This window comes from Roseivirga spongicola, assembly GCF_034376045.1.
Classification (GTDB): Bacteria; Bacteroidota; Bacteroidia; order Cytophagales; family Cyclobacteriaceae; genus Roseivirga; species Roseivirga spongicola.
Genome location: NZ_CP139724.1, coordinates 2,151,152 through 2,165,765 on the forward strand (window position 1 = coordinate 2,151,152; position 14,614 = coordinate 2,165,765).

Genomic DNA, 14,614 nt, shown 5'->3' on the forward strand with positions numbered 1-14,614 from the left:
TTATGTCAAATAAAAAAAGAAACAAATGATTTGTGATTTTGAAGGTCTAGAATTTAAATATGTAGAACAGAGAAATGGTGGTCTAGAAGCGTAGGTTGGTTATAACAATAGGGAGTGGATAAGGCTAGATGCTTTTCTTGAGCATTGTTTGGTTAAAAGTTTTGATATCACTAAAGCATATAAAGGTGAACTGGGTAATGGTCCAGTAGATAGAGAATATCAAAATAAAATTTTGGATGTGTTTTCTCGAAAAACGAAGGGAGGAAGAGAGTTCAATATCGGGAAATATTTTAACTGGTTAAATTATCATTCGAAAATTCAATTGGTAATTAATTTGTTAGATAAGTAGGGAGCTAGCTCTTTAATTAATACATCAGTAAAAATACTGATGAAATTGGTGTTGTAAAAAATGGTAATCTTTTACTTTCAAAATATGGCAGTAGCGGGTCACCTATAGGAGAGCCAGAGGGAGGTTATCAATTATATAAAAATGGTGATAATTACCATTACAAAAGGACACCTGATGTAAGCGGATATTCACAATCAGATTTAACAAAGCTCACAGAGCATAAAAATGCACATACCTTAGAAAGACATGGGCATGATGTAACGGATGAGGCTTTGATTAAAAGGGCAAATACGGGTGTTGCACCTGATGGTTCAAAACGACCAACTCCACCACCTTACAGTTCGAAATTTGAGTCCTCAGATAAAGTGAGAGAGGCACTACAAAATACTGGGCCTGGAACTAGTGGGTTCAATCCTTCTTCTACTCAAAATAGTTTTGTACAAAAAATTACTGCAAGCTTACCTTTTGGTTATGGGTATCCGTCAGGCGGGGGATCAAAGGTGACCATGTATAGTGTTCAAGCAATCTATTCTAAGGTTAATGGTGTTTGGATGTTAAAGTCAATGTATCCCAATCCATAGAGTTTTATTTTTACCTTTATTTAAATCACTAAATGATGAAAAAATTGAAGGACCTTTACAAGGTAAATGAATTGGACAAATACTTTTTAGGTGGAGCTGTAACTTATTCAATGGACAAAATGGAGTCTGATTTAAGAATAGATGATAGAGAGATACTTGATCGAATTTGTAAAGAAGAGGGGCTCTATATAATTGGTGATGGTTGGCGTAAAATTGAAAAAAATGAAGCCACTATCATGATGCATCAGATGCTTAGATTTGACTTGGCATTTCTAAACTCAGAAGTTCTCTCAACAGAAAAGGTTGAGCATTTAATTTCACTATTATTGAGAGAATTAGACAATAATAGTAGAAGATTTTACACTAATTGGGGCAACAACCCATGGGAAGGTAACGGTAAAGGCGGGTGGAATTCATTAACTGATAGTACGTTAGACATGTCTATAGCCATTGGAGACAGCGAAAAATGGGTTTTATTTTTCAAGGTCGGGGAAGACTAAACGCATGCCATTATTACTTGCTGTATGATGCAGATGGGGGCATTTCACCCTAGTTGGTGTTGTGAGTCTGGCCGAAAATGAAAATTTCAAGATTCAGTTTCAGCCAGAAGCCTTAGAAGATGGAGAGTATATGCTGCAAGTAAATGCAAGCGATGCCTCTGGGAACCCTGCAGGGGTAGGGCCTTATGAAATTACTTTTGAAGTAGTAAGCGAGTCTACTATTACTCACTTTTATCCATATCCGAATCCATTCTCTACTAGTACAAGGTTTGTGTTTACCTTAACAGGAAGCGAAACCCCTGATCAGATTAAGATTCAGATTTTTACAGTTTCTGGCAAGTTAGTACGAGAAATAACTCAAGATGAGATAGGTCCCGTCCGTGTGGGGAACAATATCACAGACTATGCATGGGATGGTCGAGATGAGTTTGGTGATGTATTAGCCAACGGAACCTATATATACCGTGTGCAAGTAAAAGCCAATGGCCAAGACCTCGGCCACCGCGGCACAGGAAAAGACAAAGCCTTCAATAACGACTTCGGCAAGCTGGTGATTATTAGGTAGTAGTCCATTTGAAAAAGGATAGAGACCATATTTGGGGGACAATTGGAGTCACGACCTTTTCAATATTTCTTATCAGCTGGGGAGTGTACCTGTTGGTGTCGGAGAAATATGCAAGAGGTTATGACTATTACCTACAGCAGGAGACGGCTTCCGGAGGTGGATACTATATTTTAATAGGAGTGATTTTGGGTGTTATTACATATTTGACTCTTTCTCCTTTTGGTAAAACCAGACGTTTCTTTGACCGATGGAGGCAAAATAAATAATTGGGGTCTAGTTGTTGTTTAGCTAGAGAGCTTCAATAAAACTACTTTTTATTTCGCTCCTCTGGAGCTCACTTTACTTTTAAGTTCGGTTGTTCTAACATTAAGCTCCTACGGAGCTAGGGTTTGCAGTTTGCCTTTTGGTCTTCGCTCTAAGACTAAATTGAATGATCACTTATTCCTGGCTACAGCGTAGCCCAATGTCATAACTAAAGTGTGTTTGCCGAACCCGGAGTTTCATAGAAGCTGTATCCTTTTTTATCCCGACCGTAACGGAGGGATCAGCCAAGAGAAATAGTGTTGAAATGAAAATTCGATAGGGCAGATTTTCCAGTAAGCTCAAGGTTGGAAATACGGGGTAGGTTCTTCGATAAATTCAGGAGTAAAAAGAAAAAGCCCCGACAATGTCGAGGCTTTTGTACCTTGGGCCGGAGTCGAACCGGCACGTCCGAAGACATTGGTGTTTGAGACCAACGCGTCTACCAATTCCGCCACCAAGGCATTTGGAGAATATTCCTCCCTTGAAGTTGGGAGTGCAAAAATGGATAAAGATTTTTTATTAAACAACACTGAAGTAAAGGAAAATTGATCTGATCGGCATTCCGAAATTTTTCTTCTCAAATTAAAATGGGGAAGAAAAATTCCGGAATCTCTTTTTTGAAATAGCCATAGTGAGATACTGGATAGAATAGACCCTTTTTTAAATTTAGGCCCTATTTTTCTGGCATGACGTACTTATTACACCTCAACCACCTTCTTAGAAGAAAACGCCACTGGCTTATCGGCAAACTTAGCTTTGGTGGCTTTCCACACTTCACCAAATAGAGGTGAGAATCTATACTGATTCAAATGCTCTTCAGATTCCCAATAACTGTAGGTGACGAAAATATTATCATGGTTGAAGTCTTGCATCAGCTCTAGATGTTGGCAACCTTCAAAATTTCTGATCTTGTCTTTTGTCGCATGGAAAAGCTCTAGAAAGGCATCAACTTCCTCAGGCTTAAAAGTCATTCTAACAATTCGTACTAACATTGCTCAACTATTTGGTAGCCAGTCATTGTGTATTCAAAATTGTAGGGACACAAGAAGTTGGCCGGGTTATTAATCTTCAAACTGAATGGTAACAGGACTGTCGTACTCCAAACCAAGCAGTTGGCTTCCACTACCTTGGTTGATGCCAATCATTAATTGCTCACCATCTGTGAACATAACAAATACATCTCCTGGGTCTACCTGGTCTACAGAAGTTTGCACACTGTTTACATGCTCTCTTGCAAAAAAGATGGTGTAGTTTCTGTCTCTGCTCAGAATATCAAAATCTACTTTGTCAATATTGGTGATCAGGTTGCCGAAATGGTCTATGTGAATTACATGGCCTGAAATCTCCTTTTTAGTAGCTCTAGACTTTCTGCGCATAAATTTCTTGAATTCGGCTACAGGCTCTCCCATGTTTTCAGGTTTTTCACCTTGTGCTAATTTGGCTACAGCGGCTGGTATTTCCTTGTTCGGGTTTTTCTCAGTCCTTAATTGATAAACCTGAGTTATTTGATCAGAAATAAGACTGAGTACTCCATTATCTGGCGCAACAAACAAATGTTCTTCGATCTGCGCAACCAAATACGTGCCTTGGCTGTTTCCACCTATAAGGTGTATGGTTCCTTTCGGGAAGTCTCTAAAAACTGAGCCTATGGTGTATGAAAGATGCGCAATATTGAAGGCTTTAATTTCATGAGAAATGTCAACGACTTGAGCCTCTGAATACTCCGATAGAATTCTCGCCTTATATTGCGCCACATAATGGTCACTCCGTCCAAAATCTGAAGTGAAAGTGATAAGGGTCATATGTGCTTTTGGCGTTAATTCTATAATTTAGTGATAGCAAAAGTATTGAAAATTTAGGCTTAGACAATCATTTAGAAGCATCTGAAATTTGGTAGAAAAACTTATAACTCTCGATAATATTACTATGGTCGATTTCCTCGGAGTGGGGAATGAAAATATTAAGGAAGTAGCCTCTGCTTTTCCAAAAAGCAAGATCGTTTCAAGAGGAAATGAACTATTGATAAAAGGAAGTGCTTCTGAGATCATCCAGATCAATGACATCGTTCAGTCATTGGTAAAGCATTATCATAAATTCGGAAAAGTAACGCAAGAAAGCGTTAGGTCTTACGTACGCAGCGAAATCAGTCATTTAGACAAAGATGCTAGTGATGAGACACTGGTTTATGGTAACAGGGGCAATGTAATTAAGCCTAAAACCAACAATCAAAGAAAGTTGGTTGAGGCGGTGCATAACAACGACTTAGTGTTTGCCATTGGCCCTGCTGGTTCGGGTAAAACTTACATTTCTGTGGCAATGGCTGTTAGGGCCCTGAAGAATAAGGAAGTACAGAAGATTATTATTACCAGGCCGGCAGTAGAAGCAGGTGAGAACCTCGGGTTTCTTCCTGGTGACCTGAAAGAAAAGATAGATCCGTACTTAAGGCCTATTTACGATGCTTTAGGTGAAATGATACCTTCCGAAAAACTTAAGTTCTATCAAGAGAATAATATCATAGAAATTGCTCCGCTTGCCTACATGAGGGGTAGGACGTTGAATAACGCTTTCGTACTTTTAGATGAGGCGCAGAATACCACATCTATGCAGATGAAAATGTTCCTTACCAGAATGGGGCCAAACTCTAAGGTGATAGTCACAGGAGATGGTTCTCAGGTAGATTTGCCTCGTCATCATCATTCAGGGTTGGCCGAAGCAGTGCGACTTTTAAGAAACGTTAAGGGCATTGCAACCGTAGAGTTGGATACGAAGGATGTGGTAAGACACAAACTAGTTAAAGAGATTATAAACGCATACGACAAACCGACTAAAAAAAGTGATCAGAGTAAAGAAAATAGAGAATCAGCAGGAGCTTGATGAAGCTTTTGAAATCAGAAGAGAAGTATTCATTGTAGGGCAAGACTGTCCGGAAGAAGAAGAATTCGATGATTTCGATGAAGAAGCTACGCACTTCATAGCCTATGTAAAAGGTGAACCCGCTGGTACGTGTAGGTTTAGAACCACCTCTAAAGGCGTAAAGCTTGAGCGCTTTGCTGTTCTAGAGAAATTCAGAGGAGAAGGTATTGGTAAAAGATTAGTGCAAACCGTTTTGGGTTACTTGGATAAGGAAGGCCTAGCGGAAGGTACTTTGATTTACCTTCACTCTCAAGTAGCGGCCATGGGACTTTATACCCGTTTTGGTTTTGAAAAAGTTGGCGAAATGTTCGATGAAGTAGGTATCGATCATTACGAAATGCAGAAAAAGGTTCAGGGCTAAAGAATAGCCTTGAACCTTAAACCCACCTTTACTGTCGGATTAATGTTGGGTTAACAATCTGACAGTTTTCTTATGCTTGTGTTAATTAAGGGCGGCATGTTAATTTTTAACATATCGGCCTAGAGTACTTAGGATAGCTTCGAACCAAAATGCTATCCTTATGAGACTAACAAACCTAATCAAGAAGAGTCAGGCCTTTTGTGCCCTGATGTTGCTTATGCTATTTGGTGTGAGCACTTCGGTATTCGGTCAAGCTACCGATGCCAACATTCGTGGTGTTGTCAAAACAGACGATAATACTACACTTCCGGGAGCTTCCGTAGTACTTAAAAATACTGCTACGGGCTTTGAAACTGGAACATTAACTAGCGCCACTGGCGAATTTCGTTTCCGCCAAGTACCGCTGGGTGGTCCTTATGAAATCACGGTTTCCTTTGTGAGTTTTGGAACTCAAAAGAAAGAAGGTTTCTTCATCAACCAGAGAGACCAACTGGAAATCAACTTTACATTAAGCGAGTCGGCTGTTGATTTGGAAACTTTTGTGGTGACCGCAGATCAGCTAAGAACCAGCATAGACCGACAAGGTGAAGGAACTTTGATTGATGCTGGACAAATTCAGAACCTTCCTTCTGAAGGAAGAAACTTTACCAACCTAGTGAGCCTTTCTCCACTACAAGGAGGCGGAAGCATCAACTTGGGTGGTCAGAGAAGAACCTCAACCAATGTAACTATCGATGGATTGAATGCTAGAAACACCCTTACTGCAGGTGAAATCGGCCGTGGCCCTTACACTATTTCGCAAGAGGCTATCCGTACTTTCGAAGTTTCTACCAACGATTATGATGTAACTCAAGGCCGTCAGGGTGGAGGAGCCATCAAAGCTGTAACTAAGTCGGGTACTAACGATTTTGTTGGTAGCGCCTTTGTGTTCCACAGAAATGAGAACCTTCAGAATAAATTCGATATCAGAGAAAACGAAAGAACCGCTGAGTTCAATAATACTCAGTACGGTTTAAGTGTAGGTGGGCCAATAATCAAAGACAAGGTACACTTCTTTGCAGTGTATGAGCAGCAAGATGCTACTGAGCCATTATTTATTGCCGACATCAATACTGAAGATGATGAGAACAGATTGGGTGTAACTGATGCTAACCTGAACAGGTTCTTACAAATTGCAAGAGATAAGTATGGACTTTCTGACGATCAGCAAGTAGGTCAGTTCGAAAGAAGCTCTGAAGCTAATACCTTCTTTGCCAGAATAGATTGGCAGTTGAACGATATTCACAGACTAACCATTAAGAACAACTATAACAAGTGGTTCAGACCGTTCAATACTAGTGATAACTCAAGTATAGAAGTTAGAGAGAGCTGGTCAGACTTTGAGTCGAAAGAAAATACTTTGGGCTTGTCATTGCGTTCTGCCTTTAACGCCAACTTTACTAATGAGTTCAAGCTACAGTATCAGCATGCTGAGAGAGCTTTCCAAGCTAGCCCATTGTTGCCTTCAGCCAATATTCCTAGAGCTATTGTAAACATCAACTCTGTATTGCCAAATGGTTCTAACAGAACAATTACTGCTCAGATTGGTGGTCAGCGCTTTACGCCAGAAACTAACTTAGAAAAACAAGTTCAGTTTACTAATACGGCTTATTTAACAAGCGGAAAGTTCAACTTTACTTTCGGTACAGATAACATGATTACTTATCTGGAAACTTTACTTTCCAATGAGCAAAACGGTAGGTTCTTCTTCGACTCATTAGATGATTTCGATAACCTAACGCCAAGCAGATATGCTAGAGAGGTGCCACTTCAGGGCTTGCCTTTGGTAAAGCAAACGGTATATGACCTTTCACTTTTCGCTCAGGCAGAGTTTCAGCCTCACCCAGATGTAGACTTGACGGCTGGCTTGAGATGGGATGCTACCATTTTCAGCGAAGCAGCTGAGTTTAACCCGCTAGTGTTTAACGAACTTGGAATCAGAACAGACAATAAGCCCTCAGACTTAGATAATATTCAGCCAAGACTACAGGCCATCTGGAATGTTGGAGGAAAAGATACAGATGTAATTAAGCTAGGTGGAGGTATTTTTAACTCACAGCCTCACTATTACGCTCAGGTAAATAACATTCAGAATTCAGGTACTTTATTAGGTGCTATTGATGTAACGGGTGCCAATGTGCCTACTCCTGATTTTAATTCATATAGAAACGATCCGAGTACTGCTCCTGGTGTTCCTGCTGGTCAGACTCCATTCAGCACAATCAATGCTGTGGGCGATGATTTTGAAGTGCCTACTATTGCTAAAATGAACTTGGATTACACGCACTACTTCGATGATAGATATTCAGTATCAGTTAACTTCATTGCAAGTAAAACCACCAATAACTACGTTTACCAAGAGGCCAACTTAGTTCAGCAGCCGTACTTTGTTACTCCTGAAGGTAGAGAGGTGTTTGTTCCTGCTAATACTATTACTAGTGGCGGAATTACAGACTGGACAAACAGCAGAATCTCTGATCAAATTGGTAGAACATTGGTGCTTGAGTCTGAGGGTATTGTTAGACAGCAAGCCGTTATTGTTTCTGGTTCAGCCAGAGTGGGAGAAGATGGTTACGTAAATGCCAGTTTCACTTGGAACAGGTCTAAAGACAACTCTTCTTACAACTGTTGTGTGGCCAATACCTCAACTTTCCTTCCTGTTACTGGAGATCCGAGAGATTTAAACTATGGCTTCTCTGACAATAATTTTAGAGAGAAGTTAGTGGTGAATGCTGCAACTCCTTCGTTCTACGGTTTTGTGCTTGGTGCTACAATTACAGGAACTGGTGGAACGCCATTCAACTTTGTGGTGGACAATAATAATAGAAGTGCGAATGGTGACTTTAACCTTTCAAACGACCAAGCCTATATCTTCGACCCGAATGATCCGGCAACTCCTGAAGCTATTAGAAATGGTTACAACGAGATTTTGGATGATCCTGAGGTGCCACAACACTTCAAAGATTACTTGAGAGATAATTTCGGAAGGTTTGCCGAGAGAAATGCCGGGGTTAACCCATTCTTCGCGAACATAGACTTAAGATTGATTAAGAAGTTTAAGTTGCCTCATGGTCATGGTTTAGAATTCTCTGCCGACCTATTCAATTTTGCCAATTTCTTGAACAAGTCTAAAGGTAATACCCACAATTATGGAAGAAACCGTGAACTGATGAGAATCACCGGTTTCGATCAGGCAACCAATGCCTATGAGTATTCAGTGCAAACAGGTTCGGCCAACGAGCCAATAAGCGGAACGCCTTGGAGGCTTCAGCTTGGCCTGAAATACACCTTCGGTCAGTAATTAGTTAGTTTTCTTCATAGTGTAAAGGCGGGTAGACGAATAAGTCTACCTGCTTTTGCTAATCATATTATTCATGAAAAAAGTATTATTCATTTTAATGCTCTTGGCCAGCTTTGCAGCAAGTGCTCAAGAGCGACTTTCTGACCATGTGGTTTTGGTTTCCATAGATGGCTTTAGGCCAGATTTTTATATGGAAGAAAAATGGCCAGCTGCATACCTTAAGTATATGGCCGAAAATGGAGCCAAGGCCGAAGGAGTAAGGGGTGTTTTTCCTACAGTTACATATCCTTCTCACACCACTTTGATTACGGGGGCCAAGCCAGCCCGACATGGTGTTTTTTATAACTCTCCATTCGAAGAGAACGGCCAAACAGGTGCTTGGTATTGGTTCGAAAACCAAATAAAGGTGCCAACTCTGTGGGATGCTGTTAAAGCAAAGGGAATGAAATCGGCCTCATTCATTTGGCCAGTTTCAGTAGATGCGCCTATTGATTATAACCTGCCAGAGTTTTGGTATTTAGAAGGTGGAAGCGACAGAATTCAACCTATGAGGGACAAAGATGTGCCTGATGGATTTTTAGAAGAACTAGAGTTAGAAGTAACTGGAAAGTTAAATCAGAGAACCTTCAACGGTGATTATATGAACCGTGAAGACCGAACTGGTGAAATGGCTGCTTATGTGCTAGAGAAGTATAAGCCAAACCTGATGACCTTGCATCTTATTGCAACTGATCACTTTCAGCATGAAGGAGGAAGAGATGGTGAAAAGGTAGCTTTTGCACTTGCTGCTGCAGATAGAGCCATCGGTAAGATTTGGGAAGCAGCCGAAAGAGCTGGTATTGCCGATAGAACTACCATCATAGTATCGGGAGACCATGGCTTTGTTGATGTTCATACAAGGTTAGCTCCAAATGTATGGCTGCAGAAAGAGGGATTAATAGGAAAAGAGAAAGACAGAGGTAACTGGAAGGCTGCTTTTCATACTTCTGGGGCATCGGCCTTTTTACACTTAAAAGACAAGAATGATCAAGCCACTTTAAAGAAAGTAAGAGCTGCAATAGAAGCACTGCCAGAAAGAACTAAAAAGCTTTTCAGAATAGTAGAGAAAGAAGAGCTTAACCAAGTAGGGGCAGACCCGAATGCTGCCTTTGGTATTGCAACAATTCCAGGAGTGGCCATGTCGTCATCGGCTACTGGAAACGATGTAGTGTCTGGCGGGGGAGGTACCCACGGTTATTTTCCTGAATTCAAGCAGATTGAAACTGGTTTTGTAGCCTTTGGTGCTGGAGTGCAGAAAGGGAAGACCATCCATATTATGGGCTTGGAAGATGTAGCGCCTCTAATTTCAGAGCTGCTTCAGCTAGATTTTGAAGCACCAGATGGAGTATTACTTCCGGGTATTCTCAAGCAAAAATAAGAGCGATTAGGTTGTTGTACAGACTGCTCCAGAGCAGCTAGACTTTGGGCAGTCTGTTAACCTTTACAACGCCTTTTTCAAGATAATGCTCTTCCCTAAATCTAACTGCTTAAGTTGTGTGCTCACAGTTTGTCGGGTCATGCCCGAAAGATCTCCCAAGTCTTGCATACTGAGTTCACTTAGTAGGTTTCTAGTTCTGCCGTAGGCATCTTTTACAACGGTATTTAACTCAGTAATAATCGATTTGAGGTTCTCTTTTTTGTCTAGACCACGAATTTTGAAAAGACGAGTTTCTGCAATGCACCATCTTCTTACCACTTTTCTATTAAACCAAGCAGAAGCCACTGGGTCTTCTTCAATGATTCGCTTGAAAAAATCGAGCTGATAAGCTCTTAAAGTGGTAGGCATAATAGATTCGGCATACTCAAAAAACTGCCCATCTAAATACCTCAAATTACCAAAAGTAAATGAAGGGGGAAGAATGTCGTAGGTTACCTTCTGGGTTTGGTTGCCATAGCTGCCAAGTTTTACAGCGCCACTAACTACCTCATACATATAATGGGTAGATGCTCCAGGCGTATAGATAGAATGCCCTTTGGGAACAGTGTATTCCTTCATTACAGCTTTTAAGTCGTAGGCTGATGACTGGTTGAGGTAGTCGTAGAGCTCCATCTTATTTTTTGCTCAAAGTAAATTCACTAAATTCAACAGGCTGTGAACTCAATATTGCTTTAAGTTTAAGAGTGATTAATGGTTTAAGAACTGAGTAAAGTTGAGTTTACTGCATCAATAAGCACTAACACAATGTTTCAGCGGTTTCCATTTGTTCGCTTCACTTTTTTCTTTGCGCTAGGTATTGTTTCTAGGCATTACTTGGGCGAAGTTGTGCTTCTACCGCAACTACTGCTTTTTGCCTTTATTCTTGGTTATCTGTTACTGCTATTTAAGAATTCACTCGAATATCAGCGGGTATTGGCAATTCTAAGTTTTGTGTTGCTCTTTAGTTTAGGTGCCTACAGGTTAGATTTCTTTTTGGTAGATGATGTAGGAGATTTTGAGTCAACCAAGGCTTACAAAGCGCAATTGATTAGTGAACCAGAGGAAAAGAAAAATTCCGCAAGAGCTGTTTTGGAGATTTATGAATTGCTCAATGATTCTGGTTGGGTAAAAAGTGAAAGTAGAGTAAATGGCTATTTCTCAAAAGAGGAGGGGCTAGCTCTTTCTTATGGCGATTTACTTCTAATTGATGGAGCTCCGAACGAAACCACTTCTCCTGCCAACCCGGGCGAGTTCGATTATAGAAACTATCTGGCATACCAGAATATTCATTTTCAGCAGTTTGTCGGTGATGAATTTGATGTAATAGGCCATGCTGAACCCAATTGGTTTGTGGCAAGAGCTATAGAAATTAGAGAAGTCTGTGTGGCCCAGTTAAGCCAGTATATAGAAAATCCAAAGTCTAGAGCAGTTGTGTTAGCCTTGGTTCTCGGTGTGAAAGATGAGCTGGATAATGAATTGATTCAGTCATTTTCTGCAACTGGTGCTATGCATGTGCTGGCTGTTTCGGGTTTGCACGTTGGGATTATTTTCGGAATCATATTTTGGGTGCTGAAGGCGGTTGGGCTCCACAAAAGAAAGTACAGATGGTGGATGGCCGCTATTAGTATTCTGGTTCTTTGGACTTACGCTTTACTCACAGGTCTATCACCTTCGGTACTTAGGGCAGTTACCATGTTTTCATTTGTGGCCTTAGGTCGCGCACTTTTTAGGAAGGGAAATATCTACAATACGCTATCTCTTTCTGCCTTGGCATTGCTGCTTTACAATCCTTACCTCATTATGAGTGTTGGCTTTCAGCTCTCATTTCTAGCAGTATTCGGAATAGTATACTTGCACCCAAAAGTCTATGGACTATGGCAAGTTGACAACTGTTTTCTAGACAAAGTCTGGTCGATAACCTGTGTGTCAATTGCGGCCCAATTAGCTACAGGCCCCTTAAGTATGCTGTACTTTCATCAATTCCCAACTTACTTTCTGGTTTCTAACTTATTCATCATTCCTGCTGCTTTTGCCATTCTGATTGGTGGACTGATACTCTTAGCTCTTTCTTTTGCTCCAGCCATTGCAGCATTATTTGGAACCGTTTTAGGAGGACTGGTCAGCTTGGTGAATTGGTTGGTAGCTCAAGTCAGCCGCTTTCCAAACAGCACTATCGATGGCGTTTACTTTTCAATACTCGATACATGGTTAGTGTATGTTGTTTTAGGTGGAATAACTCTGTTTTTAGTAACCAATAGAAAAGCTTACTTGAAGTTAGGTTTGAGCTGTGCCTTGGCTTTCAGTATTTCGCAGATTGCCCATTTTAGCTCCTACTCAGATTCGCTCGAGCTTTCTGTATTGAATGCTTCTAATCACTCAGTAATAGATCTGCGTGCTGGTTTTAAGGGGAGAGTTTTTGCCAATGATGAGTTTTTGAACGATCCTGAAAGTCAACAGTTCAGCTTATCTGGAAAAAGGCTAATGTCTGGGGTGAAGCAGCAAATAACGGAAGATGAATTAGCTGTTCCACATACCAAACTCCCTTTTGGCGAACTTATAGTACTTGATGGGAAATCAATTCTTTGGTTGAACAGCCCACTTGGCGACTTTGACTTCGACCGGATAGAAGTTGATTTTCTTATCATTTCTAACAATGCGATTAAAAGCTTGAAACAGTTAGAAGCATTCATTTTAGCCGATCAGATTATTCTGGATAAGTCTAATTCATTCTACACTCAAAGAAGTTTACTGGAAGAGGCTAAGGAAAACCGAGTTGATATACACCAAGTCAGTGCCAATGGCTATTTTAGCAGTCTATGGAGAAAATGACATTTGTTGAATATTCGGTAAAAGACAGAATTTGTACCATAACCCTCAACAGGCCTGACAAGCGAAACGCTCTGAACGAGCAGGTTGTGAGTGAATTGAAGCAGGCATTTGCTTATGCCGCTGAAGATATTGACGCCAAGGTGATTGTTTTGGCTGCTAGAGGTTCAGCCTTTTGTGCAGGTGCAGACTTGGCCTATTTACAACAGCTTCAGAAGAATACTTTTGAAGAAAATTTAGCCGACTCTAATCACTTGAAAGAATTGTTTTACCAAATCTACACTCATCCGAAAGTTGTCATTGCTAAAATCCAAGGTCATGCTATTGCAGGTGGTTGTGGATTGGCTACCGTTTGCGACTTTTCGTTCACTGTTCAAGAAGCTCAGTTTGGCTATACCGAAGTAAGAATCGGGTTTATTCCAGCTATAGTTAAAGTGTTTTTGTTGAGAAAGATTGGAGAAGGAAAAGCAAAAGAATTGCTGCTTTCTGGTGATCTGATTTCCGCAGAAGAAGCTAAAGATTTCGGTCTTGTGAATAAGGTGGTTGGAGAAGATGAGTTGGATGGAACGGTAAGCGATTTTGCTAAGAAGTTAGTAAAGAAGAATTCTGGCCAATCTATGCAGTTCACCAAGCAAATGATTGCTGGGGTTCAAGAAATGAGTTTAGAAGATGGTTTGAATCACGCTGCAGAACAAAATGCCAAAGCCCGAGCCTCAGAAGATTGTCAGAAAGGAATTTCATCTTTCTTAAATAAAGAGAAGCCTAGCTGGTGACCCCTAAATCCCCTAAAGGGGACTTGGATGGAGTAGAAGCTTTATCTTTCACCCTTTAGGGTTGGGGTAAATATTGGATTCCAAAACCGAATCTGGTCTTAGGGTCACCCTGAGACCATAAATACACTCAGGCTTGTATTTGGGTTCGTTTAGTGCCTAAACGATAGCTAAAAACGATAAACATATGAAGGCAGTCTTTTATTTTTTGGTTTTCCTCAGTATTTCCAATTTTTCTCAAGACAACTGTCAATCAGTCAGGACTGGTGAGTTTGTGTTGAAGTCAGAAGAATTTGGAGACTTTCTGATCACTAGAACCGAAAAGAATCAAGTTGAATACAATGAGAAATCGGGAATAAAAATGAAGTACTCATTAAAGTGGTTGGACAACTGTAAATATCAACTGTTCAATTCGGAAGTTTTAAGTGGAGATGATTCTTTGTTAGGTAATGAAGGAGATACTTTGACTGTTACCATTCTCGAGGTTGGCAAGGATTATTATAAGGTAGCTACAACGGCAAACTTTAGTGATTTATCTTTAGAAACAACACTTAATATTATAAAGTAATTCAGTTGCTGAATATGGCACAATTCCTTAAATAGTTAGACTTATCTGTTCTTAGGGGCACCCATAGGCTTTTAAGATGATT

At 40.5% G+C, this 14,614-nt stretch carries 12 protein-coding genes and 1 tRNA gene; 9 read left to right on the forward strand and 4 right to left on the reverse strand.

Annotated features, from left to right (window positions below; all coding sequences use genetic code 11):
• The first annotated feature begins 962 nt into the window (after window positions 1-962).
• A complete protein-coding gene (locus T7867_RS09485) occupies window positions 963-1,430 on the forward strand; it encodes a hypothetical protein (protein WP_273277554.1) in 468 nt (155 codons plus the stop codon).
• Window positions 1,431-1,491: 61 nt separating this feature from the next.
• Entirely contained in the window at window positions 1,492-1,995 is a 504-nt protein-coding gene (locus tag T7867_RS09490; protein ID WP_273515214.1) for a FlgD immunoglobulin-like domain containing protein, read from the forward strand.
• Window positions 1,996-2,677: 682 nt separating this feature from the next.
• Here T7867_RS09490 and T7867_RS09495 read toward each other — a convergent pair.
• From T7867_RS09495 to T7867_RS09505, 3 genes are all read right to left on the reverse strand, one after another.
• Window positions 2,678-2,759: transfer RNA gene (locus T7867_RS09495), tRNA-Leu, on the reverse strand.
• Window positions 2,760-2,996: 237 nt separating this feature from the next.
• Window positions 2,997-3,290, reverse strand: a complete 294-nt coding sequence (locus T7867_RS09500) for a putative quinol monooxygenase (RefSeq protein WP_273515212.1) — start codon at window positions 3,288-3,290, stop codon at window positions 2,997-2,999.
• 69 nt (window positions 3,291-3,359) lie between these two features.
• Window positions 3,360-4,100: an SAM hydrolase/SAM-dependent halogenase family protein gene (locus tag T7867_RS09505; RefSeq protein ID WP_322300124.1), complete on the reverse strand. Its 741-nt coding sequence runs from the start codon at window positions 4,098-4,100 to the stop codon at window positions 3,360-3,362.
• Between the two features lie 88 nt (window positions 4,101-4,188).
• Between T7867_RS09505 and T7867_RS09510 the strand changes: the two genes are divergently transcribed.
• The 4 genes from T7867_RS09510 (at window position 4,189) to T7867_RS09525 (ending at window position 10,329) form a co-directional block, all read left to right on the forward strand.
• Window positions 4,189-5,172: a PhoH family protein gene (locus tag T7867_RS09510; protein ID WP_068220894.1), complete on the forward strand. Its 984-nt coding sequence runs from the start codon at window positions 4,189-4,191 to the stop codon at window positions 5,170-5,172.
• Window positions 5,132-5,572: a GNAT family N-acetyltransferase gene (locus T7867_RS09515; RefSeq protein ID WP_273515207.1), complete on the forward strand. Its 441-nt coding sequence runs from the start codon at window positions 5,132-5,134 to the stop codon at window positions 5,570-5,572. Before T7867_RS09510 ends, T7867_RS09515 begins: the two co-directional genes overlap by 41 nt.
• A gap of 160 nt (window positions 5,573-5,732) precedes the next feature.
• A complete protein-coding gene (locus T7867_RS09520; RefSeq protein WP_322300125.1) occupies window positions 5,733-8,912 on the forward strand; it encodes a TonB-dependent receptor in 3,180 nt (1,059 codons plus the stop codon).
• A 73-nt stretch (window positions 8,913-8,985) separates the two neighbouring features.
• Window positions 8,986-10,329, forward strand: coding sequence for an alkaline phosphatase family protein (locus T7867_RS09525; RefSeq protein ID WP_322300126.1), 1,344 nt, complete (start codon window positions 8,986-8,988; stop codon window positions 10,327-10,329).
• A gap of 63 nt (window positions 10,330-10,392) precedes the next feature.
• Here T7867_RS09525 and T7867_RS09530 read toward each other — a convergent pair whose 3' ends face one another.
• Window positions 10,393-11,001, reverse strand: coding sequence for a Crp/Fnr family transcriptional regulator (locus T7867_RS09530; RefSeq protein ID WP_068220906.1), 609 nt, complete (start codon window positions 10,999-11,001; stop codon window positions 10,393-10,395).
• Between the two features lie 132 nt (window positions 11,002-11,133).
• On the opposite strand from T7867_RS09530, the gene T7867_RS09535 reads away from it, so the two are divergent.
• The 3 genes from T7867_RS09535 to T7867_RS09545 all read left to right on the forward strand — a co-directional run bounded on the left by T7867_RS09535 (window position 11,134) and on the right by T7867_RS09545 (window position 14,532).
• Window positions 11,134-13,197 (forward strand): ComEC/Rec2 family competence protein, encoded by a 2,064-nt coding sequence (locus tag T7867_RS09535; protein WP_322300127.1) that lies wholly within the window; start codon window positions 11,134-11,136, stop codon window positions 13,195-13,197.
• Window positions 13,194-13,967 (forward strand): enoyl-CoA hydratase/isomerase family protein, encoded by a 774-nt coding sequence (locus T7867_RS09540; RefSeq protein ID WP_089082293.1) that lies wholly within the window; start codon window positions 13,194-13,196, stop codon window positions 13,965-13,967. Before T7867_RS09535 ends, T7867_RS09540 begins: the two co-directional genes overlap by 4 nt.
• A gap of 184 nt (window positions 13,968-14,151) precedes the next feature.
• On the forward strand, window positions 14,152-14,532 hold the full coding sequence (locus T7867_RS09545) for a hypothetical protein (protein WP_068220914.1): 381 nt from the start codon (window positions 14,152-14,154) through the stop codon (window positions 14,530-14,532).
• The last annotated feature ends 82 nt before the right edge of the window (window positions 14,533-14,614 follow it).